General features: G+C 72.3%; 22 protein-coding genes. 3 read left to right on the forward strand and 19 right to left on the reverse strand.

The features are described 5' to 3' along the window. The first annotated feature begins 4 nt into the window (after positions 1-4). The gene (locus tag ACRAKI_RS29230) at positions 5-892 is read left to right on the forward strand and encodes a DUF4097 family beta strand repeat-containing protein (protein ID WP_447008552.1); all 888 of its coding nucleotides are present in this window, start codon (positions 5-7) and stop codon (positions 890-892) included. A gap of 45 nt (positions 893-937) precedes the next feature. On the opposite strand, the gene ACRAKI_RS29235 is transcribed toward ACRAKI_RS29230, so the two are convergent. Next, a complete protein-coding gene (locus tag ACRAKI_RS29235; RefSeq protein ID WP_447003704.1) occupies positions 938-2,149 on the reverse strand; it encodes a winged helix-turn-helix domain-containing protein in 1,212 nt (403 codons plus the stop codon). A gap of 25 nt (positions 2,150-2,174) precedes the next feature. Further along, complete coding sequence (locus ACRAKI_RS29240; protein WP_447003705.1) at positions 2,175-3,071, reverse strand: EamA family transporter; 897 nt, start codon at positions 3,069-3,071, stop codon at positions 2,175-2,177. 28 nt (positions 3,072-3,099) lie between these two features. Here ACRAKI_RS29240 and ACRAKI_RS29245 point away from each other — a divergent pair, with 28 nt between their 5' ends. After that, positions 3,100-3,651, forward strand: coding sequence for an N-acetyltransferase family protein (locus ACRAKI_RS29245; protein WP_447003706.1), 552 nt, complete (start codon positions 3,100-3,102; stop codon positions 3,649-3,651). 22 nt (positions 3,652-3,673) lie between these two features. After that, positions 3,674-4,171, forward strand: coding sequence for a hypothetical protein (locus tag ACRAKI_RS29250; protein ID WP_447003707.1), 498 nt, complete (start codon positions 3,674-3,676; stop codon positions 4,169-4,171). Here the strand turns inward: ACRAKI_RS29250 and ACRAKI_RS29255 are convergent. The 17 genes from ACRAKI_RS29255 to infB all read right to left on the reverse strand — a co-directional run bounded on the left by ACRAKI_RS29255 (position 4,119) and on the right by infB (position 21,268). Next, positions 4,119-4,511 carry a hypothetical protein gene (locus ACRAKI_RS29255; RefSeq protein WP_447003708.1) on the reverse strand — a complete coding sequence of 131 codons (393 nt, stop codon included), beginning with the start codon at positions 4,509-4,511 and terminating at the stop codon, positions 4,119-4,121. The two genes, ACRAKI_RS29250 and ACRAKI_RS29255, sit on opposite strands and share 53 nt — an antisense overlap. Positions 4,512-4,589: 78 nt before the next feature. Then, positions 4,590-5,027, reverse strand: coding sequence for a hypothetical protein (locus ACRAKI_RS29260; RefSeq protein ID WP_447003709.1), 438 nt, complete (start codon positions 5,025-5,027; stop codon positions 4,590-4,592). Positions 5,028-5,071: 44 nt separating this feature from the next. After that, a complete protein-coding gene (gene dapB / locus ACRAKI_RS29265) occupies positions 5,072-5,842 on the reverse strand; it encodes a 4-hydroxy-tetrahydrodipicolinate reductase (protein WP_447003710.1) in 771 nt (256 codons plus the stop codon). After that, positions 5,839-7,146, reverse strand: coding sequence for a M16 family metallopeptidase (locus ACRAKI_RS29270; RefSeq protein ID WP_447003711.1), 1,308 nt, complete (start codon positions 7,144-7,146; stop codon positions 5,839-5,841). The genes dapB and ACRAKI_RS29270 overlap by 4 nt, the downstream gene beginning before the upstream one ends. A gap of 95 nt (positions 7,147-7,241) precedes the next feature. After that, positions 7,242-9,506 carry a polyribonucleotide nucleotidyltransferase gene (locus ACRAKI_RS29275; RefSeq protein WP_447003712.1) on the reverse strand — a complete coding sequence of 755 codons (2,265 nt, stop codon included), beginning with the start codon at positions 9,504-9,506 and terminating at the stop codon, positions 7,242-7,244. 202 nt (positions 9,507-9,708) lie between these two features. Then, positions 9,709-9,978 (reverse strand): 30S ribosomal protein S15, encoded by a 270-nt coding sequence (gene rpsO / locus ACRAKI_RS29280; RefSeq protein ID WP_447003713.1) that lies wholly within the window; start codon positions 9,976-9,978, stop codon positions 9,709-9,711. Positions 9,979-10,099: 121 nt separating this feature from the next. Next, positions 10,100-10,552: a 2'-5' RNA ligase family protein gene (locus tag ACRAKI_RS29285; protein ID WP_447003714.1), complete on the reverse strand. Its 453-nt coding sequence runs from the start codon at positions 10,550-10,552 to the stop codon at positions 10,100-10,102. A 10-nt stretch (positions 10,553-10,562) separates the two neighbouring features. Further along, positions 10,563-11,048, reverse strand: coding sequence for a helix-turn-helix domain-containing protein (locus ACRAKI_RS29290; protein WP_447003715.1), 486 nt, complete (start codon positions 11,046-11,048; stop codon positions 10,563-10,565). 90 nt (positions 11,049-11,138) lie between these two features. Beyond that, entirely contained in the window at positions 11,139-12,080 is a 942-nt protein-coding gene (locus ACRAKI_RS29295) for a bifunctional riboflavin kinase/FAD synthetase (protein WP_447003716.1), read from the reverse strand. 10 nt (positions 12,081-12,090) lie between these two features. Then, positions 12,091-12,420 (reverse strand): hypothetical protein, encoded by a 330-nt coding sequence (locus ACRAKI_RS29300; protein WP_447003717.1) that lies wholly within the window; start codon positions 12,418-12,420, stop codon positions 12,091-12,093. Positions 12,421-12,437: 17 nt separating this feature from the next. After that, entirely contained in the window at positions 12,438-13,295 is an 858-nt protein-coding gene (truB, locus tag ACRAKI_RS29305) for a tRNA pseudouridine(55) synthase TruB (RefSeq protein ID WP_447003718.1), read from the reverse strand. Positions 13,296-13,396: 101 nt separating this feature from the next. After that, a complete protein-coding gene (locus ACRAKI_RS29310) occupies positions 13,397-14,719 on the reverse strand; it encodes an MFS transporter (RefSeq protein WP_447003719.1) in 1,323 nt (440 codons plus the stop codon). A gap of 84 nt (positions 14,720-14,803) precedes the next feature. Beyond that, positions 14,804-16,105, reverse strand: a complete 1,302-nt coding sequence (locus tag ACRAKI_RS29315; RefSeq protein ID WP_447003720.1) for an MATE family efflux transporter — start codon at positions 16,103-16,105, stop codon at positions 14,804-14,806. A gap of 166 nt (positions 16,106-16,271) precedes the next feature. Further along, on the reverse strand, positions 16,272-17,258 hold the full coding sequence (locus ACRAKI_RS29320) for a DHH family phosphoesterase (RefSeq protein WP_447008553.1): 987 nt from the start codon (positions 17,256-17,258) through the stop codon (positions 16,272-16,274). Positions 17,259-17,318: 60 nt separating this feature from the next. Further along, the gene (gene rbfA / locus ACRAKI_RS29325; RefSeq protein ID WP_447003721.1) at positions 17,319-17,768 is read right to left on the reverse strand and encodes a 30S ribosome-binding factor RbfA; all 450 of its coding nucleotides are present in this window, start codon (positions 17,766-17,768) and stop codon (positions 17,319-17,321) included. A 25-nt stretch (positions 17,769-17,793) separates the two neighbouring features. After that, positions 17,794-18,090, reverse strand: a complete 297-nt coding sequence (locus ACRAKI_RS29330) for a DUF503 domain-containing protein (protein ID WP_447003722.1) — start codon at positions 18,088-18,090, stop codon at positions 17,794-17,796. Between the two features lie 67 nt (positions 18,091-18,157). Continuing rightward, positions 18,158-21,268 (reverse strand): translation initiation factor IF-2, encoded by a 3,111-nt coding sequence (gene infB, locus ACRAKI_RS29335; RefSeq protein ID WP_447003723.1) that lies wholly within the window; start codon positions 21,266-21,268, stop codon positions 18,158-18,160. Between the last annotated feature and the right edge of the window lie 37 nt (positions 21,269-21,305).

A 21,305-nucleotide genomic window follows, 5' to 3' on the forward strand; every position in this document is an offset into this window, starting at 1 on the left:
GGGAATCGTGGAAACGGATGTCGTGCGTCAGCAGAGCTTCGAGGTCGAAGGTGTGGCGGAGATCGACGTCGCGCTGATCGCCGGCCGGGTGCGCGTGCACCTGGTGGACGAGCCGGGCGTGCACGTCGAGGTGAAGCACGACCCGTCGCAGGGCGAGTCGTGGACGGCGGGCCTGTCCGGCCTGCTGACCTGGGTGAACGACCAGTTCGGCAACGCCGGCGCCCAGCCGGCCGGCCCGGAGGAGGCCGTGCGGGACGCTCGCGTGGAGATGTCCGGCACGCGGCTGAAGGTGCAGTCGTCCAAGGCGCTGCCGTTGCGGGCGGTGCCGTTGGGCGTCACCGTGCGGGCGCCGGTCGGGTCGCACGTGATCACCAAGGCGGGGTCGGCGGACGTGACCGTGACGGGCGCCGCCGGGCGGCTGGAGATCCAGACCGGCACGGGTGACGTCACGGTGGACCGGGCGGACGCGTCGTCGCAGGTCAACTCGGGTTCCGGCAAGGTGCGGCTCGGTCCGATGTCGGGCGGGCTGCGGGCGAAGACCGGGAGCGGCGACATCGAGGTGTCGTCCGTCGGCGGGAACACCGTGCTCCACACCGGCACCGGCCACGTGTGGCTGGGCGCCGTGCAGGACGACGTGCAGGTGCGGACGGGCAGCGGTGACGTCACGGTCGCCGACGCGGCGTCCGGCCGGATCCAGCTGGGCACCGGCTCCGGTGACGTCCGGGTGGGCGTGCGGTCCGGTGTGGCGGCGCAGGTCGACCTGGTGTCCAGCTCCGGGTCGGCGCGCAGCGAACTGGCCGTCTCGGACACCCCGCCGGAGGGCGAGGCGTCCCTCTTCATCACCGGCCGGACCGGCAGCGGCACCGCCCTGGTGACGGCGGCGACGAGCTGAGACCAGCCGCGGCGTGCGCACCCCCGACGCGCGCGCCGCGGTGCTTCAGCGAGTCACTGCCGCGAGGGCCGGCGCGAGGTCGCCGCGGGGCACGACCTCGACGGTGTCCAGCTCCAGCCAGTCGGCCATGTGGCGCAGCTCGGCCGCCAGCTCCACCGCGACCCGGCCGACGTCCGCGGTCGGCTCCGAGTACGCGCCCTGCACGCGGAGCACTCCCGCGGCCCGGTCCGCCTTCAGGTCGACCCGGCCCACCAGCTCCCCGTCCAGCAGGAACGGGAACACGTAGTAGCCGTGCACCCGCTTCGACGCCGGCACGTAGATCTCGATCCGGTAGAAGAAGTCGAAGATCCGCTCGGTCCGGGCCCGCTCCCAGATCAGCGGGTCGAACGGGCACAGCAGCGCTCGCCCCGTGATCCGGCGCGGCACGCGGGCCTCGACGTGCCGGTACGCGGGCACGCCCCAGCCCTGCACCTCGACCGGCTCCAGCACCCCCTCCTCGACCAGCTCCGCCACGGCCTGCCGACTGCGCGCGGGCTGGAGGCGGTAGTAGTCGCGCAGGTCCGGCTCGGTCGCCACGCCCAAGGCCGTGGCGGCGCGCGCCACCAGCTCCCGCGAGCCCTCCTCGGCCGAGATCGACAGCCGCCGGGCCAGCACCTCCGGCGGCAGCACCCGTTCGCTCAGGTCGTACAGCCGCTCGAAGCTGCGCCGCGACCCCGTCGTCAGCACGCCCGCGCCGAACAGGTACTCGCACACCTGCTTGACCTCGGACCAGTTCCACCCCCAGTGGTCCTTGGCCCGCTGCCCGCCGCCGGCCAGCGCCTTCTCGGTCGCACCGGCGCCGATCGGCCCCAGCTCCTTCACCACCGCCAGAATGTCGTCCAGGAGCTGCGGCGAGCGCTCGGCGACCTGGGTGTAGTTCTTCCACCAGCCGTCACGCTTGGCCCCCGAGTGGAACAGCGGCCAGTCCTCCACCGGTACCAGGCTCGCCTCGTGAGCCCACGACTCCACCAGCAGCCGCGGCCGGCGCGCGCTGTGCGACCACGCCGCCTCGTCCACCAGCGACAGCGGGTACGCCCCGAGCCGGCTGAACAACGGCATGTAGTGCGCGCGGACCGCCACGTTGACGGAGTCCAGCTGCAACAGCCGCACCCGGGACAGCACCTTCTGGAGGTGCCTGCGGGTCGGCGCGGCGGCGGGCCGGGCGTCGGCGAAACCCTGCGCGCCGAGTGCGGTGCGGCGGGCGACGTCTGCGCTCATCTTCTGCACGGCGGGATACTCCCACTCAGGTCCGACATTGTCGCTCGGCCCGCACGACCAGGACCACCGCCAGCACCACCAGCAGGCCCCCGAGCAGCTGGAACACCCCGAACCGCTCCCCGGCCAGCCACACCCCGAGCACCACCGCGATCACCGGGTTCACGTACGCGTAGGTCGCCACGGTCGACACCGGCAGCTGCCCCAGCACGTACACGTACGAGCTGAACGCCAGCAGCGACCCGAACACCACCAGGTACCCCCACGCCACCCACGAGGACGTGGTGATCGCCTCGAACGACACCCGCTCACCGGCGAGCAGGCCGACCACCGTCAACGCCGTGCCGCCGGCCAGCATCTCCACCGCCGACAGCGCGAACGGGTTCGCGGGCGTGTCCAGCCTGGAGCTGAGGAACGACCCGAGCGCCCACCCGAACGCCGCCAGCAGCACCACCCACGGCCCCCACCACGACGAGTCGCCCACGTCGTTCAGCACCAGCACGCCCAACCCGACGAGCCCGAGGGCCACGCCCGCGTACGTCACCGGAGGCGGGCGCTCCCCGGTGAACCGCCGCATCAGCACCACGTGCAGCGGCACGGACGCCACCAGCAGCGCCGCCAGCCCCGACGCCACGGACTGCTCGGCCAGCACCACCAGCCCGTTGCCCCAGGCCGGCAGCAGCAACCCCAGCAGCACCGCCGAGCCGAACTGCCGCCGCGTCATCCGCAGGCCGCCCCGCCACGCCACCAGCAGCGCCAGCACCGCCCCGGCGAGCAGGAACCGCGATCCGCCCGAGAGCAGCGGTGGCATCGACTCGATGGTGAACTTGATCGCGAGGTAGGTGGAACCCCAAACCACGTACACGATGCCCAACGCCGCCCAACGCACGTCGCTGACGCTGTCACGTGGCACCCCGCGGGACACGCGGATTTCCGCCACTAGGGTTCACGACATGGCCGATGCCACAGTGCGCACCGCGCGACCCGAAGACGTGGCGGAGATCGCCCGAATCCACCGAGACACCTGGCGGGCCGCCTACGCGGACCTCGTGCCGGGCGAAGTCCTCCAGGCGATCGACGTCGACGAGACCGCTCAGGCGTGGTCCGAGGCGGTCGAGCGCGGTCAGGTGTTCGTCGCCGCCGAGGGCGGGTGGACGGTCGGTTTCTGCACGGCCGGGAAGGCCCCCGAGGAGGAAGTGGCGCACGCGGACGGCTCCCTGCCCGCCGACGCCGGGACGACGGCGCTGGTCAGCGTGCTCGTGGAGCCCCGCTGGGGCCGGCGCGGGCACGGCGGGCGGCTGCTCGCCACGGCGACCGAACACCTGCGTGGAGCGGGTGCGACGAGGGGTGTCGCGTGGGTGCCCGAGGCGGACAAGGCCTCGATCGGCTTCTACGGCAAGGCCGAGTGGGAGCCGGACGGCACGGTGCGCACCCTGGACGCCGGCGGGCGGCCGTTGCGCGAGATAAGGGTGACTGGGGGGTTGGCACTACTACTGGCGCCCTGACGGCACGAGTAGCCTCGGCCGAGTGCTCGGGTGGTTGTGCCTCACGTTCGGAGTCGCGTTCGGCTCCGCGATGCTGCCGTTGATCAGCATCGAGATCTTCGTGATCGGTTTGGTGACCCAGCAGCCGGGCATCTCGTGGTGGTGGATCGGGCTCGTGGTGGCCTTGGGCCAGGTGCTGGGCAAGATGCTGTACTTCCTCGCCGCACGCGGTTCGCTGCACCTGCCGGCGTTCCTGAAGCGCAAGGAGAAGGCCGAGCCGTTGTCGCCGTGGCGGCAGAAGTGGAAGACGCGGATGGAGTGGGTGCGGCTGCGCTGTCAGCGGCACCCGCGCTGGATGTTCGGCACGCACGCCGTCAGCTCGGTCTTGGGCCTGCCGCCGTTCATGTTCACCACCGTGCTGGCGGGACTGGCGGGCATGTCGTCCTGGCTGTTCATCTCCACCGGCATGATCGGCCGGTTCGCCCGGTTCAGCGTGCTGGCCGCGTCACCCGCCGCGGTGGCCGGTTGGTGGCTCCAGTGACGCCGGGAGGGGTCCCGCCGCGTTCGTGGCGCACCAAGCGCTGCTCCGGCACCCTCAGCCCGTAGTGGTCGTGCAACTCCGCCTGCTCCGCCTCGGACAGCTCCGGCCCGTCGACTCGCGGCGCGTCGTCGACCTCGCGCTTCTCCACCGGCACGACGAGCCGCCGGTCGCGCACCTGGGCGCCGCGGATCGGCACCAGCGCGACCCCGCTGTCCCTGCGCACCGCGGCCCACAGCGGGCGGCCGTCGGCCAGCCACAGTCCGGCGACCGGTCCGATGGGCCGGCCGTGCCGGTCCAGCACGTCACAGTCGTAGAGGCGGTCCACCGCTGCACGGTCCATGCCCAACCGACTACCCGGCCGCCCGGATGGCCGCACCTCGAACCACCCGGACGTGTGACAAGTACCCCCAGGTGAGGCTCAGCCGTAGAGGGCGATGGCCTTCCGCATGGTGTCGCGCGCCCGGCTCCGGTCACCGGCCAGGTCGTACGCCTGGGCCAGCAGGAACCACGCCCGCCAGTCCTCCGGCCGCGACTCCACGTCGGCCCGGCGCTCCTCGAACCACGCGTCGGCGGCCTCCCGGTCCACCCGTCCGGACGGACGGCGCGGCAGCCCGGAGGTGTCCGGCAGGCCACCTTCCGCGTCGAGCTGCCGGGCCATCCGCTCGGTGGTGAAGCCGAACCTCAGGTTCGTCCAGGCGATCCACGCGCCGATCAGCGGCAGCATCAGCACACCGACGCCCAGGCCGATGCCGACCGGGTCTCCGGTGCCCAGCAGCACCACTGCGCGGCCGCCGAGCAGCACGAAGTACACCGCCAGCGCGGCGGTGATCAGGAATGCGACGGTGCGGGTCTTCATCGGGGCGGGGCCTTCATCGGGGCGGGGTCCTCATGAGCACCTGGTCAGAGGTCCATGTACTTGTCGAGGCCGACGGACAGACCGGGGTGCTCGGCGATCGACCGCACGGCCAGCAGCACGCCCGGCATGAACGACTTGCGGTCCATCGAGTCGTGCCGCAGCGTCAGCGTCTCGCCCTCCGTGCCGAACACGACCTCCTGGTGCGCGATCAGCCCGGCCACGCGCAACGAGTGCACCCGCACGTCGCCCACGAGCGTCCCGCGCGCGCCCGGCGCCTCCTGGGTCGTCGCGTCCGGCATCGGGTCGACGCCCGCCGCCTCGCGCGCCTGGGAGATGAGCCGGGCGGTGTGCGCGGCGGTGCCCGACGGCGCGTCCACCTTGCGCGGGTGGTGCAGCTCGATGACCTCGGCCGACTCGTAGTACGGGGCGGCCAGCTCGGCGAACCGCATGGACAGCACCGCGCCGATGGCGAAGTTCGGCGCGACCAGCACGCCCAGCTCCGGCTTCGGCTCCAGCCACTCGGCGACCGTGCCGAGCCGCTGCGCGTCGAACCCGGAGGTGCCGACGACGGCGTGGATGTCGTTGTCCACGCAGAACCGGATGTTGTCCATCACCACGTCGGGGCTGGTGAAGTCGACCACGACCTGGGCCCCGGCGTCGGCCAGGTTGAACAGCCAGTCGCCCGCGTCGACCATCGCGACGACTTCCATGTCCGGCGCGGCCTCGACCGCACGGCACACCTCGGCGCCCATGCGGCCACGGGCACCGATGACGCCTACGCGGAGTGGTTCGGCCGGAGTCGGCTGGGGAGTCAAGAGATCACCTCGTGCACCTGGGGCGGCAGATCGTCGGCGTGAGCGTAAGGGCCGACCACGGCGGCGGCGACGGGGCGTCGCAGCAAGTCCCGCGCCAACGCCGCGACCTCCTCCGGCGTGACCTGGTCGATGCGCGCCAGCGTCTGCTCCACGGACAGGTAGTCGCCGTAGTTCAGCTCGTTCTTGCCGATGCGCGACATCCGCGAGCTGGTGTCCTCCAGGCCCAGCACGAGCCCGCCGCGCAGCTGGCCCTTGCCGCGGGCCACCTCCGCGTCGCCGAGCCCTTCACGGGCCACTGTGGACAGCACGTCGCGGATCACGCCGGCCACGTCGCCGAGCCGGTCCGGCTGGCAGCCCGCGTACACCGACAACGTGCCCGCGTCCGCGTAGAGGCCCACGGACGAGTACACCTGGTACGCGAGACCGCGCCGTTCCCGGACTTCCTGGAACAGGCGCGAGCTCATGCCGCCGCCCAGGGCGGCGTTCAGCACGTTGAGCGCGAACCGGCGCTCGTCGTGCCGGTCCAGCCCGCGCACGCCCAGCATCAGGTGCGCCTGCTCGGTGTCGTCGGTGTGCAGCACCAGCTTGCGCGAGCCCGGGATGCGGGCCCGGCCGGCGCGCGGCGCGACGGGCGTGCCGACGCGGTCCAGCCGGTCGCCGATCTGCTTGCGCACCAGGCGCATCACGTGCGCGTGGTCGATGTTGCCCGCCACCGCGAGCACCATCCGCGGCAGCGTGTAGCGCTTCTTGTAGAAGCCGAACAGCGCGTCGCGGTCCATGTCCCCGATGGACTGCTCGGTGCCCAGCACCGGCCGCCCCAGCACGTGCTCGCCCAGCAGGGCGTCGAGGAACGCGTCGTGCAGCAGGTCTTCCGGGTCGTCGTCGCGCATGGCGATCTCTTCGAGCACCACGCCGCGCTCGGTCTCGAAGTCCCGCGGCTCGCACAGCGCGTCGAACACCACGTCGCACACCAGGTCCATCGCCAGCGGCAGGTCCTCGTCGAGGACGTGCGCGTAGTAGCAGGTGTGCTCCTTGGCGGTGAACGCGTTCAGCTCGCCGCCGACCGCGTCGATCTCCTCGGCGATCGCCGCCGCGGTGCGGTTCGCGGTGCCCTTGAACAGCAGGTGTTCCAGGTAGTGCGCGGCGCCCGCGACCTCGGTGCGCTCGTCGCGCGACCCGACCTGCACCCACAGGCCGACCGACGCGGACCGCACGCCGGGGATGCGCTCGGTGATGACCCGCAGGCCGGACGGCAGCAGGCTGCGGCGCACGGCGACGCCCGCGTCACCGCGTTCCAGCGACACCGTGCTGCCGGGCTTCTGCAGGTGCCCGAGCCTCCGCGTAAGCGGACGGCCGCGAGTGCTCGAAGCACTCGCGGCCGTCCCGTTGACGCCAGTCGTCACTGCGCGTTGGCCTCGGCCTCGGCGGGTGCGGTGTCCTGCGCGGGCGCGTCGCCGGCCGGGGCCTGCTCCGCGTCCTCGTTCACCAGCACGAGGCTGATCTTGCCGCGCTGGTCGATGTCCGCGATCTCGACGCGGAGCTTGTCGCCGACGTTGACCACGTCCTCGACCTTGTTGATGCGCTTGCCGTTGCCCAGCTTCGAGATGTGGATCAGGCCGTCCTTGCCCGGGAGCAGGGACACGAACGCGCCGAACGCCGCGGTCTTCACCACGGTGCCCAGGAAGCGCTCGCCGACCTTCGGCAGCTGCGGGTTCGCGATGGCGTTGATCATGTCGATCGCGGCCTCGGCCGACGGGCCGTCCGCCGCGCCGACGTAGATCGTGCCGTCGTCCTCGATGGAGATGTCGGCGCCGGTCTGCTCGGTGATCGAGTTGATCATCTTGCCCTTCGGGCCGATGACCTCGCCGATCTTGTCGGTCGGGATCTTGACCGACGTCACGCGCGGCGCGAACGGGCTCATCTCGTCCGGGCTGTCGATGGCCTCGGCCATGACCTCCAGGATGGTCAGCCGCGCGTCCCGCGCCTGGCCCAGGGCCGCGCCCAGGACCTCGGACGGGATGCCGTCCAGCTTGGTGTCGAGCTGGAGCGCGGTGACGAACTCCTTGGTGCCGGCGACCTTGAAGTCCATGTCACCGAACGCGTCCTCGGCGCCGAGGATGTCGGTCAGCGCGACGTACTCCGTCTTGCCGTCGACCTCGTCGGACACCAGGCCCATGGCGATGCCCGAGACCGGCGCCTTCAGCGGCACGCCGGCGTTGAGCAGCGACATCGTGGACGCGCAGACCGAGCCCATGGACGTCGAGCCGTTGGAGCTCAGCGCCTCCGACACCTGGCGGATCGCGTAGGGGAACTCCTCGCGCTTGGGCAGCACGGGCATCAGCGCCCGCTCGGCCAGCGCGCCGTGGCCGATCTCACGGCGCTTGGGCGAGCCCACGCGGCCGGTCTCACCGGTGGAGAACGGCGGGAAGTTGTAGTGGTGCAGGTAGCGCTTGTGCGTCTCCGGGGACAGCGAGTCGATCTGCTGCTCCATGCGCAGCATGTTCAGCGTGGTGACACCCAGGATCTGGGTCTCGCCGCGCTCGAACAGCGCCGAACCGTGCGCCCGCGGGATCAGCTCGACCTCGGCCGACAGCGACCGGATCTCGGTGAGGCCGCGGCCGTCGATGCGCACCTTGTCGCGCAGGATGCGCTGGCGGACGAGCTTCTTGGTCAGCGAGCGGAACGCGGCGCCGACCTCCTTCTCGCGGCCCTCGAAGCGCTCGGCCAGCTTCTCCAGCACCGACGCCTTGATCTCGTCGATGCGGGACTCGCGCTCCTGCTTGCCGCCGATGCCCATGGCCTGGGCCAGCTCGCCGGACGCGGCCTGCTCGACGGCCTCGAAGGCGTCGGGCTGGTAGGCCGGGTACGTCGGGAACTCGCCGGTGGCCTTCGCGGCGACCTGCGCCAGCTGGGCCTGCGCGTCGCACAGCGCCTTGATGAACGGCTTGGAGGCCTCCAGGCCCGCCGCCACGACCTCTTCGGTGGGCGCCGGGGCGCCCTCGCCGATCAGGTCGATGACGTTCTCGGTGGCCTCGGCCTCGACCATCATGATGGCGACGTCGTCACCGACGACACGGCCGGCGACGACCATGTCGAACACGGCCTTCTCCAGCTGCTCGTGGGTCGGGAACGCCACCCACTGGCCCTCGATGAGCGCCACCCGGACGCCGCCGATGGGGCCGGAGAACGGCAGGCCCGCGAGCTGCGTGGACGCGGACGCGGCGTTGATCGCCACCACGTCGTACAGGTCCTGCGGGTTCAGGCTCATCACCGTGATGACGACCTGGATCTCGTTGCGCAGACCGTCCACGAAGGACGGGCGCAGCGGCCGGTCGATGAGGCGACAGGTCAGGATCGCGTCGGTCGACGGGCGGCCTTCGCGGCGGAAGAACGAGCCGGGGATGCGGCCCGCCGCGTACATGCGCTCCTCGACGTCCACCGTGAGGGGGAAGAAGTCGAAGTGCTCCTTGGGGTGCTTCGACGCCGTCGTCGCCGACAGCAGCATCGTCTCGTCGTCCAGGTAGGCGACGACCGAACCCGCCGCCTGGCGGGCCAGGCGACCGGTCTCGAAGCGGATGGTGCGGGTGCCGAACCGACCGTTGTCGATCACGGCTGAAGTCTCGTGGACCTCGATGTCCATCGTCATATAGGTACTCCTCGTCATGCGGGTCACATCGCGCTCAGGGCGCGGGATCGCGGTTCGGACGAGGCCGGTCTTCGATCGAAGTCCCCTGGGTTTCGTACCAGGAGGCCACTACCGAGGACCGGCGAACTGTCGTCCCGTGCGCCGCGCGTGCTTCCCTCGTCTTTGTCGTCAATTACACCGAAGGGGAGTGACCGTGGTGGTCACTCCCCCTCGGCACGTATCACCTGCGCAGGCCGAGCCGTCCGATGAGGTCCCGGTAGCGCTGGATGTCCACCTTCGCGAGGTAGTTCAGCAGCCGGCGGCGCCGGCCGACCAGCAGGAGCAGGCCACGACGCGAGTGGTGGTCGTGCTTGTGCTTCTTGAGGTGCTCCGTCAGGTCGGCGATGCGCTTGCTCAGCAGCGCGACCTGGGCCTCGGCCGAACCGGTGTCCGTGTCGTGGACGCCGTACTCGGTGAGGATGGTCTTCTTCTGCTCGGTGGTCAGTGCCACGTGCTTGTTACTCCTTGTACTGGTGAGTGCCGTGCGGCCCCGCGAGAGCGGGGTAGTCGGTACAGGCCGCCACGGACCGCAGCCAGACCCAACTGTCGAGGTTACCAGCAGTGGTCGCGGCCTACACGTCTGACGTGCTCAAGGGCACTCGGTCGAGCACCTCGTAGCCCTCCGCCGGACGGCTGCGGACCAGCGCGACCTCCGTCGCAGTCCACTCACGACCGGTGAACTCCACGTGCGGCAGCACGGCGCCGCGGGCGACCGTCAGGTGCGGGCGCCAGTCCGGCGGGACGCGGGCCGCCTCGCCCAGCTCGGCCAGCCGACCGTCCACTCCGATCCACAGCACCTGCCGGAACGTGCCGCTGCCGCGCAGCCGCAGCACCGGCGCGGACACCCGGTCCAGGCCGGCGAGCGGGTCGACGGGCTCCGCGTCGCCGAAGAACCGGACGGTGACGTGCCAGCGGGCCGGGTGCAGCCAGCGCAACCCCGGGTGCGCCGCGCGGAACGGGCGGAGCGCGTCGTGCAGCTCCTCGACGACGTCGACGGGCGGGAAGATCGCGGAGAACAGGCTCACGTGCCGGCGCTCAGGCGTCGCGGCCCGTGCCCGCGCGGCGCAGCAGCTCCGCCAGCGCCGGGAAGTCCTCGTCCAGCACGTCGGCGGCCTGCGACAGCTCGCGGCGGTCGGCCACGCGGCGCAGGAACGGGAACACCACGGCCTCGTCGTCCGCCCCGTTGACGGTCAGCGACTCGCGGCTCACGGTCGGTTTCGACAGGCGCACGTCGTCCAGCGCGCGCTGCAACGCCTCGGGAGCGCCGCCGGCCACGTCGGGGGTGAGGACCTTGCGCTCCAGCATGATCATCCGGGCCAGCACGGAGGGGTTGCCGATCTTGGCCCGACGACCGCTCATCACCTGGCTCAGCATGGGCGCGCTGATCCCGAGCACGTCCGCGAGCTGCGCCTGGGAGACGCCGAACGCGACCACCAGCCGGCGCACCCGGTCACCGAGGGGTTCGCCGTACCACTCCCGCTGCAACGCGAGATTGCGCTGGACGATGTTGTGGTCCTCCACCTTCGCCTCTCCCTGACCCGACGGACGTGGAAGGCATACTGCCAGGTCGCCGGGTGTCGCACGGCCGGTTCCACCCAGGTGGTCCACTCGTCAGGCTTCGTCCGCGCCCGTCAGGAGTTCGCGCGTCACGGCCACGTCCCGGTGCATCTGCGCCAGCAGCGGCTCGACGCCGTCGAACTTCTCCATGTCCCGCAGCCGGTCCACGAAGTCGAGCGCCACGCGCTGGCCGTAGAAGTCCTCGTCCACGTCCAGCACGAACGCCTCCACCCGGCGTTCCCGGCCGGAGAACGTCGGGTTGGTGCCCACGCTCACGGCGGCCTTGAGGCGACGCCCGGAGCCGTGCACGAACCAGCACGCGTACACGCCGTCGGCGGGCACGGCGGCGAACCGCGGGGTGGACAGGTTCGCGGTGGGGAAGCCGAGCTCCTTGCCGCGCCCGTCGCCGCGCACCACGATCCCCTCCAGCCGGTGCGGCCGGCCGAGCGCGTGCGCGGCAGCCGCCACGTCCCCCGCGTCGATGCACGCCCGGATGTAGGTGGACGAGTACGTCACCCCGTCGTCGGTCACGAGATCCGCCCCCTCCGTGACGAAGCCGAACCGCTTGCCCAACGCGCGCAGCAGTTCCACGTTGCCCGCGGCCTTGTGGCCGAACGTGAAGTTCTCCCCCACCACCACGGCCGCGACGTGCAGCCGGTCGACCAGCACCTCGTGCGCGAACTCGTCGGCGGGCGTGCGCGCGACCTCGGCGGTGAACGGGATCACGCAGAAGACGTCCACGCCCAGGCCCTCGACCAGCTCGGCCCGCCGGTGCAGGCTGGTCAGCTGGGCCGGGTGGCTGCCCGGCCGGACCACTTCGGACGGGTGCGGGTCGAAGGTGATCAGCACGCTCGGCACGCCGCGCTCGTCGGCCAACCGCACCGCGCGGTCGATCAACGCCTGGTGGCCGCGGTGCACACCGTCGAACACACCGATGGTCACGACGCAGCGGCCCCAGCCGCCCGGTAGGTGTTCCAGTCCTCGCCAGCGTTGCACGCGGGCAAGCCTACGGGTTGCCCCGCGCGTCCCGTCCGGCCTGGGAGTCGAGGGTGATGGGACCGGCAGGGCCGGACTGCACGGCCTGCACCACGTCACCGGTCAGGTTGCCGCTGATGCTGTTGTTCACGGTGGCGTTGTCCGCGACCGTGATCGGCGCCCGCGGCGACCGGGGTTGCGCCGGTTGCAGGCGCACGGCGACGACCACGCCCAGCGCGGTGAGGACCACGACCGCCACCCAGGCCCACGGGCTCGCGCCGGCATCGGTGGCCGAGTTGACCGCCACCCCCGTGGCCGAGGTCACCACGCCGGCCGCGGCCGGCCACACCCATCGCGCCATGGCACCCACCGTAGGGCTTAACCGGCGGGGGTGAGTACCACCAACGGCTTGGCGATCGGGCCCTCGTCCTTGGCCAGCGCCACGACGTGGCCGTCCGGGCCGAAGACGCCGTACGTGCCGTCCAGCCCGCCGGCGGCCAGGCGCTGGCCGTGCGACAGCGCGACCGCCTCGCGTGGCGCGATCTCACGGCGGGGGAAGGCGGCGGACACGGCGGCGTCGAGGTCCAGCGACAGGCCGGGCGCGGCCTCCAGCTGCTCCAGGGTCTTGGCCACGCGCAGGTCGAACGGGCCGACGCGGGTGCGGCGCAGGGCCGCCAGGTGGCCGCCGACGCCGAGGTCCGCGCCCAGGTCACGGGCCAGCGCACGCACGTACGTCCCGGACGAGCACTCCACCATCACGTCCAGCTCGGTGGCGTCGCCCTCGCGGCGGACCGACAGCACGTCGAAGCGGTGCACGGTCACCGGGCGCGCCGGGATGTCCACCTCCTCGCCGGCCCGGACCCTCGCGTACGCGCGCTTGCCGTCGATCTTCACGGCGCTCACCGCGCTGGGCACCTGCTCGATCGCGCCGGTCAGCTTCGCCACCCCGGCCCGGATCGCGCCCTCGTCCACCGCGGACGCGTCGGCCGACGACAGCACCTCGCCCTCGGCGTCGTCGGTCGTGGTGGACGAGCCGAGCCGGATCGTCGACAGGTACGCCTTGCTGTCCAGCGCCAGGTGGCCCAGGAGCTTCGTGGCCCGCTCGATGCCGAGGACCAGCACGCCGGTCGCCATCGGGTCGAGCGTGCCCGCGTGCCCGACCTTGCGGGTGCCGAGGATGCGACGGACTTTGGCCACCACGTCGTGCGAGGTCATGCCGTCGGGCTTGTCGATCACGACGAGACCCGGGGGGACGATCGGCCTGGGGGCACGGGCGGGAGAAGTTGCGGACACAGGCGGGGATCCTAGGCCTCGCCGACCTGTGCCCCCGCGAAGACCTACGCCCCCGCGAACACGTCCCAGCGCCGGCGGCGCAACTGCACCGGCACGGCCTCGCCCCGCTCCTCGGCGGCGAACACCGCGGCGCGCGCCCGGCGCCACCACACGACCGTGCGCCACACCCCGACCAGCAGCACCGCGACGACGGACAGGAACGCGAGCCGGTACGCCTGCGGTGCGGCCACGAACGGCTCGACCACGTCCAGCACCACACCCACGGCGAGCGCGGTGAACGTGATCGCGGCGAACCCGCCGACGTTGGCCACACCGGTCGCCGTGCTCACCCGGTGCAGCGGGTTGTAGTCGCGCACCAGGGCGAACGCCACGCCGGACACCGGGTTGCCCACCGCCAACGTCCCGAACAGCACGTACAGCACGGGCGTCGGCAGCACACCGCCCGGCCAGCCCAGCAGCACCGTCCAGCACAGCAGCGCCACACCCAGGTACGAGCCGACGATCGGCATCCGCCACACCGGCCGCGCGCCGATCACCGTGCCCAGCACCGGCCCGGACACGATCCCGACCAGCACCAGCGTGCTCAGCACCGCGGACGCCGACGTGGACGACAGGCCCTGTGCCTCGACCAGGTACGGGAACCCCCACAGCAGGCCGAGCATCGCGGGGGCGGACATCGACGTGAAGTGCACCCAGAACCCGAGCCGCGTGCTCGGCTCGCGCCACGCGTCCTTGACCTTCCCTCCCACCGCGCGCAGCGGCACCGGTTCGACCACCGGCTGCGGCACGCCGTCCGGCGCCTCGCGCACCCGCCACGCGATCACCGCCGCGTACAGCGCCGTCACCAGGCCCGCGATCAGGAACGTCACCGTCCAGCCGACGTTGTCCAGCAGGAGCGTCAACGGCACCGTGGCGATCATGTTGCCCGCGCCGCCCAGCGCGGCCGACAGCGTCATGACCAGGGTGAACCGGCGTGGCGGGAAGTGGGCGGCGGCGAGGCGCAGCACGCTGACCCACGTCATGGCGTCGCCGATGCCGAGCACGGCGCGCGCGGCCAGGCCGACGGGGTAGGACTCGGCGAGCGCGAACAGGACCTGGCCGGTGCCCATGAGCAGGGCGGCGGCGGTCAGCACGCGGCGCGGGCCGAAGCGGTCCACCAGCAGGCCCGTGGGGATCTGCATCAGCGCGTAGAGGCCGATCTGGAGCACGGTGAACGTGCCGAGCGCGGCGGGTCCGACGGAGAAGCGGTCGCCCGCCTCCAGGCTGGCCACGCCGAGCGAGGTCCGGTGGAACAGGGCGGCGATGTAGACGGCGACTGCGGTTGACCAGATCAGCCACGCTTGCTTGGTGGCGCGATCGACCGGCAAGGCGGTTCTCCTAGGTCTTCCGTGCGGCGGCACTCCCAGTATCGAGAAACACTTGCCTATTGTTAACAATTCCCGGGGTGCCGCTCACCACACCGTGCCGACCCGCGCCCACTCGCCGGACCGGGTCCGCCCCAGCACCATGACCAGGCGCAACACCATGAACGCGGACAGCCCGCTCCAGATGCCGACCAGCCCCCAGCCGAACGCGTAGGACGCCCACACCAGCGGCAGGAACCCCAGCGCCGCCGAGGCCAGCGTCGCGGTGCGCAGGAACCTCGCGTCGCCCGCGCCGAGCAGCACGCCGTCCAGCGCGAACACCACGCCCGCGATCGGCTGCAACGCCACGAAGAACCACCAGGCGTTCGGGACCTCGTCCAGCACGGCCCGGTCGGTGGTGAACAGGAGGGGCAACGGGCCGGACAGCACCGCGAACAGCACCCCGAGCAGCACGCCGAACCACAGCCCGTACCCGGTGACCTGCCAGGCGAACCGGCGGGCCTGCTCCCGTCGTTCCGCGCCGAGCGCCGCACCGATGATCGACTGGGCGGCGATGGCGAGCGAGTCCAGCACCAGCGCGAGGAACGTCCACAGCTGCAGCACGATCTGGTGCGCGCCGAGCGCGCCGACCGACGTGCGTGCGGCCACGGAGGCGGCGGACAGGAAGCACGCCTGGAACGCGAGGCTGCGCAGCACCAGGTCACGGCCGAGGCCCAGCTGGGCCCGCATCCGGTGCCGGTCCGGCCGCAGGCTCACCCGCTCGGCGCGGAGCGCCTTGAAGAACAATCCGGCCGACAGCGCCTGCGCGATCACGTTGGCGACCGCGGAGCCCTCCAGGCCCCAGTGCGCGCCGTGGACCAGGACCGGGCACAGGACGGCCGAGATGGCGTTGCCGACGAGCACGTACCGCAGCGGGCGGCGGGTGTCCTGCACCCCGCGCATCCAGCCGTTGCCGGCCATCGTGACCAGCACGAACGGCGCGCCGAACAACGCGATCCGCAGCCAGGAGACGGCGTTGTCGGCGACGGCCCCCTCACCGGCCAGCAGCCGTGCGGCGGGTCCGGCCAGCAGTTGCCCGAGCAGGATCACGACCGCGCCGACGGCCAGCGCCAGCCACGTCGCCTGCACGCCCTCCTCCACGGCCTCCTGCCGGCGTCCCGCGCCGAACAGCCGCGCGGTGCGGGCGGTGGTGCCGTAGGACAGGAACGTCAGCTGCGTGGCGACCTGCGTGAACAGCACGCCGCCCAACGCCAGCCCGGCCAGCGGCAGCCCACCGAGGTGCCCCACCACGGCCGTGTCCACCAGCACGTACAGCGGCTCGGCCGCCAACACCACCAGCGCCGGCGCCGCCAACCCGACCACCCGCCGCGCCGGAACCCGCTCCTCCACCGAACCCCCATCCGAAGTTCCGGCCGGCAGTCTCAGCGTGCCCGACCGGCAGTGTCGCGGTGCCGGACCGGAGGACTCGCGCGACCACGCGAGTCCTCCACTCGGGCACTGCGAACTTGCCACTCGGGCAGTGTGAGATTGCCGGTCGGGCAGTGTGAGTTGCCGCTCAGGCGCGGGCGACGGTGTTCAGGGCGGCGCGCAGGTCGGCCAGGACCTCGTCGGCGGAGCCGGTGGCGGTGAAGCCGGCGGCCATGCGGTGGCCGCCGCCGCCCAGCAGCTGCGCCACCTCGCGCACGTCCACCCGGCTCACCGCGCGCAAGGACACCGACCACGCCGACGGCCGCAGCTCCTTGAGCACCGCCGCCACCTCTGCCTCGGCCGTGGTGCGCACCAGGTCGACCACGCTCTCCACCTCTTCGGGCCGCAGCCCGGAGGCGTCCTCCAACGTCACCACCGCGTGCACGAACCCCAGCCCACCGGCGGCGTCCGGCTCCAGGCACGCCCGGCCGAGCACCTTCGCCAACATGCCGAGATACCCGAACGGGTGAGAGTCCATCAGCGGCCGGGCCACCGCCTCGCCGTCCACGCCGGCCGCGAGCAGCCTCGCCGCCACCTCGTGCGTCGACGCCGACGCGTGCCGGAACGACCGGGTGTCCGTCACCAGACCCGCGTACACGCACCGCGCCACCGGCTCGTCCAGCTCCACGCCCAGCTCGTCCAGCAGCCGCAGCACCACGATCGCGGTCGCCTCGGCCCGGTCGTCCACCACGTTCACGTGCCCGAACCGGGGGTTGGACACGTGGTGGTCCACCACCACGACCACACCGGCGGTGGACACCCGATCGGCCAACGGCCCGAGCCGCCCGACACTGCCCGTGTCCAGCGCCACCAGCACGGGCGGCGCGGCGGGCACCTCGGACGCGGGCACGAGCAGGCCCGCCACGTCCAGGCCCCGCAACGTCTCGGGCACCTCGTCCGGCGCGCCGAACGACACCCGGACCACCGCCCCGCGGCGGTGCAGGGCCAACCCCAGCGCCAGCGCACTCCCCAACGCGTCCGCGTCGGGGTTCACGTGGGCCAACAGCGTGACGTCGGCGGCGGTGGACAGGACGTGGGCGGCCTCGGCGAGGTCGGCGGCCAAGTCGTCGGACAAGCTCGGGTCGTTGTGCACGACGAGAACGCTAGTCGGCCTGAACTCCGGTCCGCTCGGACGCTAGTCCTCGTCCTGGGGTTCCCGCGGCGCCTTGTACGGGTCGGGCTCGCCCGCCGGCTCCGCGCCGTGCGCGATCCGCGCCACCTCGGCGTCCAACTCACGCGCCTTGGCCAGCAGCTCGTCCATCCGACGCGCCTCCTGCGGCACGTTGTCGGTGACGAACGCCAGCGTCGGCGTGAACCGGACACCGGTCTGCTGGCCCACCATCGTGCGCAGCACGCCCTTGGCGCTCTCCAGCGCCGCCGCGGCGCCCGCGAGGTCCGGTTCGGAGTCCAGCCGCTCGCCGAGCACGGTGTAGTAGACCGTCGCGTCGTGCAGGTCGCCGGTCACCCTCGTGTCGGTGATGGTCACGCGGGCCAGCCGCGGGTCCTTCACCTCGTGCTCCAAGGCGGAAGCCACGATCTGCGAGATCCGCTTGGCGAGCTTGCGAGCCCGTGCCTGGTCGGCCACGGCGCTCCCCTCCTGTCGTCGATTGCTAGTCGTCCTCCGGCCCGACCAACCTGTGGCGGGCGGAGAGAAGTTCCAGTTCGGGCCGTCCGGCCACCAGCCGCTCGCAGGCGGCCATGACGTCCCTCACATGCTCGGCGTCGGCCGCTACGACCGCCACTCCGATCAGCGCACGGCGGTGCAGGTCCGTGTGCCCGGCCTCGGCGACCGACACCTCGAACTTGCGCCGCAACTCGGCCACGACGGGCCGCACCACGGACCGCTTCTGCTTCAACGAGTGGACGTCGCCGAGCAGGACGTCCAGCTCAAGGGCACCCACGAACACAGATGATCACCCGTGGTCAAGGGTGCGGGGCCGCCACCAGGACGGCCCCGCACCTGGCTGAAGACGATCAGGCGCGCGGCTTCTCGCGCATCTCGAACGTCTCGATGATGTCGCCGACCTTGAGGTCGCCGTAGTTGCCGAGCGTCAGACCGCACTCGAAGCCCTCGCGGACCTCGGTCGCGTCGTCCTTGAACCGCCGCAGCGAGCTGATCGGCAGGTTCTCCTGGACGACGTTGTTGTCGCGCAGCAGACGTGCCCGCGCGTTGCGGCGGATCTCGCCCGACATGACGAGGCAACCGGCGATCGTGCCGACCTTGGAGGACTTGAAGACCTCGCGAACCTCCGCGCGGCCCAGCTGTGCCTCTTCGTACTCCGGCTTGAGCATGCCCTTGAGGGCCTGCTCGATCTCGTCGATCGCCTGGTAGATCACCGTGTAGTAGCGGACGTCCACGCCCTCGCGGTTGGCGAGTTCGGTGGCCTTGCCCTCGGCCCGGACGTTGAAGCCCAGGACGATGGCGTTACCCGCGACGGCGAGGTTGATGTCGCCTTCGGTGATGCCACCGACACCGCGGTGGATGACCCGCAGCTCGACGTCGTCGCCGACCTCGATCTTCATCAGCGCGTCCTCGAGGGCCTCGACGGTACCCGAGTTGTCGCCCTTGATGATCAAGGTGAGGGCGCTCGTCTCCTTCAACGCGGCGTCGAGGTCTTCCAGGCTGACGCGCTTGCGCTTCGCGGCGTTCATCGCGTTGCGGTTGCGGGCCTGGCGGCGCTCGGCGATCTGCCGTGCCACCCGGTCCTCCTCGACCACGAGGAACGTGTCGCCCGCGCCGGGCACCGAGGTGAGGCCGATGACCTGCACCGGACGCGACGGCGTCGCCACCGTGACGTCCGCGCCGTGCTCGTCCACCATGCGGCGCACGCGACCGTAGGCGGCGCCCGCCACGATCGAGTCACCCACGCGGAGCGAACCGCGCTGCACCAGCACCGTGGCCACCGGACCGCGACCGCGGTCCAGGTGCGCCTCGATGGCGACGCCCTGCGCCTCCATCTCCGGGTTGGCCCGCAGGTCGAGCGACGCGTCGGCGGTCAGCAGGATCGCTTCCAGCAGGCCGTCGATGTTGATGCCCTGCTTCGCCGAGATGTCGACGAACATGGTCTCGCCGCCATACTCCTCGGCGACCAGCCCGTACTCGGTGAGCTGCTGACGGATCTTGGCGGGGTTGGCCCCCTCCTTGTCGATCTTGTTCACCGCGACCACGATCGGCGCGTTGGCCGCCTGGGCGTGGTTGATCGCCTCCACCGTCTGCGGCATCACGCCGTCGTCGGCCGCCACCACGATGACCGCGATGTCGGTCGAGTTCGCACCACGCGCACGCATGGCGGTGAACGCCTCGTGACCCGGGGTGTCGATGAACGTGATCAGGCGCTCGTTGCCCTCGAGCTCCGTGTTCACCTGGTAGGCGCCGATGTGCTGGGTGATGCCACCCGCTTCGCCCTCGGCCACCTTCGCGGTGCGGATGGTGTCCAGCAGTCGCGTCTTGCCGTGGTCGACGTGACCCATGACGGTCACGACCGGCGGACGGATCTGGAGGTCCTCCTCGCCGCCGGCGTCGTCGCCGTAGGTGATGTCGAACGTCTCCAGCAGCTCGCGGTCCTCCTCCTCGGGGGACACGACCTGCACGTTGTAGTTCATCTCGGAGCCCAGGAGCTCCAGGACCTCGTCGGACACCGACTGCGTCGCGGTGACCATCTCGCCGAGGTGGAACAGCACCTGCACCAGCGAGGCCGGGTTGGCGTTGATCTTGTCGGCGAAGTCGGTCAGCGAAGCGCCGCGCGGCAGGCGGATCGACTCGCCGTTGCCCTTGGGCAGACGGACACCGCCGACCGAAGGCGCCTGCATGTTGTCCATGTACTCCTGGCGCTTCTGCCGCTTCGACTTGCGGCCACGACGCGCCGGACCACCGGGACGGCCGAAGGCGCCCGCGGCGCCGCCGCGTCCACCGGGACCGCCACCACCGGGACGACCGCGGAAACCGCCGCCACCACCGGCCGGTGCGCCACCGCCGCCACCGGGACGGAAGCCACCGCCGCCACCGGCGCCGCCACCGCCGCCGCCGGGACGGAAGCCGCCACCGGCGCCGCCGCCACCACCGCCACCAGGACGGAAGCCGCCACCGGCGCCGCCGCCACCACCAGGACGACCGCCACCGCCACCGCCGCCACCAGGACCGCGACCACCGCCGCCGCCACCGGGACCGCCGGGGCCACGACCGCCGCCGCCACCGCCGCCACCAGGGCGGGGAGCGGGACGACCGGGCATCATGCCCGGGTTCGGCCGAGGCGGCATGCTGCCGGGGTTGGGACGAGGACCGCCGGGACCGCCGCCGGAGCCACCCGGACGGGGGCCGGCCGGACGCGAGTCACCGGGCTTGGGACCGGACGGGCGCTCGCCGCCGCCGGGCGTGGCCGGACGCGGGGCCTGCGGACGCGGCGCGGGAGCGCCACCGCCGACACCGAAGGGGTTGTTGCCCGGACGCGGGGGCCGCGGACCGGCAGGCTTGGGAGACTGCGGGCGCGGCGGGACCACGGACGGGGGGTTCTGCGCCGCGGCGGGCTGCTGCTGCTGCGGCGTCGCGCGGGGGCCGGGACGCGGGCCGGGGCCACTCGTCTTCGGCGCCTGCTGCTGCTGCTGCGGCGGCGGTGCTTGCTGCGGCTGCTGGGGAGCGACGGCCGGAGCGGGAGCCGGGGCCGGGGTCGGAGCCGACGCGGCGGCCGGGGCGGGCGCCTGGGGCTGCTGCTGGGGCGCAGCGGCCGGGGCGGCCGGTTCCGGCGTGGCGGCGGGCTTCGGCGCCGGCGGCTTCGGCGCCATCGGCTTGGGGCCGGGCACCGGACGCGGACCGGGCTTGCCGGCGGTGGCCGGCGGGCGCGGGGTCGCCGTCTCGCTCTTGGTGTCCGCCGAAGGCGCGGGCTTCGGCGCCGCCGGGCGTGCGCCCGCCGGCTTGGCCTTGCCGTCGCCCTTGGCGTAAGCGTCACGAAGCCGTCGGGCCACGGGGGCCTCGACGGTGCTGGACGCGGACTTCACGTATTCGCCCTGATCGGCGAGCTTGGTCAGCAGTTCTTTACTCGTGACTCCGAGCTCTTTGGCGAGCTCGTGCACGCGGGCCTTACCTGCCACTGCACTCCTCTGTGAGGGAGGCCGGCGGGCAAGTCCC

The organism is Saccharothrix isguenensis, from assembly GCF_052936305.1.

What these genes read in the sequence shown, in the direction of transcription:
- ACRAKI_RS29235 (WP_447003704.1), bottom strand. Translation starts at nt 2,149, where the DNA reads ATGAGCGCAGACGTCGCCCGCCGCACCGCACTCGGCGCGCAGGGTTTC.
- ACRAKI_RS29245 (WP_447003706.1), top strand. Translation starts at nt 3,100, where the DNA reads ATGGCCGATGCCACAGTGCGCACCGCGCGACCCGAAGACGTGGCGGAG.
- ACRAKI_RS29255 (WP_447003708.1), bottom strand. Translation starts at nt 4,511, where the DNA reads ATGGACCGTGCAGCGGTGGACCGCCTCTACGACTGTGACGTGCTGGAC.
- ACRAKI_RS29260 (WP_447003709.1), bottom strand. Translation starts at nt 5,027, where the DNA reads ATGAAGACCCGCACCGTCGCATTCCTGATCACCGCCGCGCTGGCGGTG.
- ACRAKI_RS29275 (WP_447003712.1), bottom strand. Translation starts at nt 9,506, where the DNA reads ATGACGAGGAGTACCTATATGACGATGGACATCGAGGTCCACGAGACT.
- ACRAKI_RS29300 (WP_447003717.1), bottom strand. Translation starts at nt 12,420, where the DNA reads ATGGCGCGATGGGTGTGGCCGGCCGCGGCCGGCGTGGTGACCTCGGCC.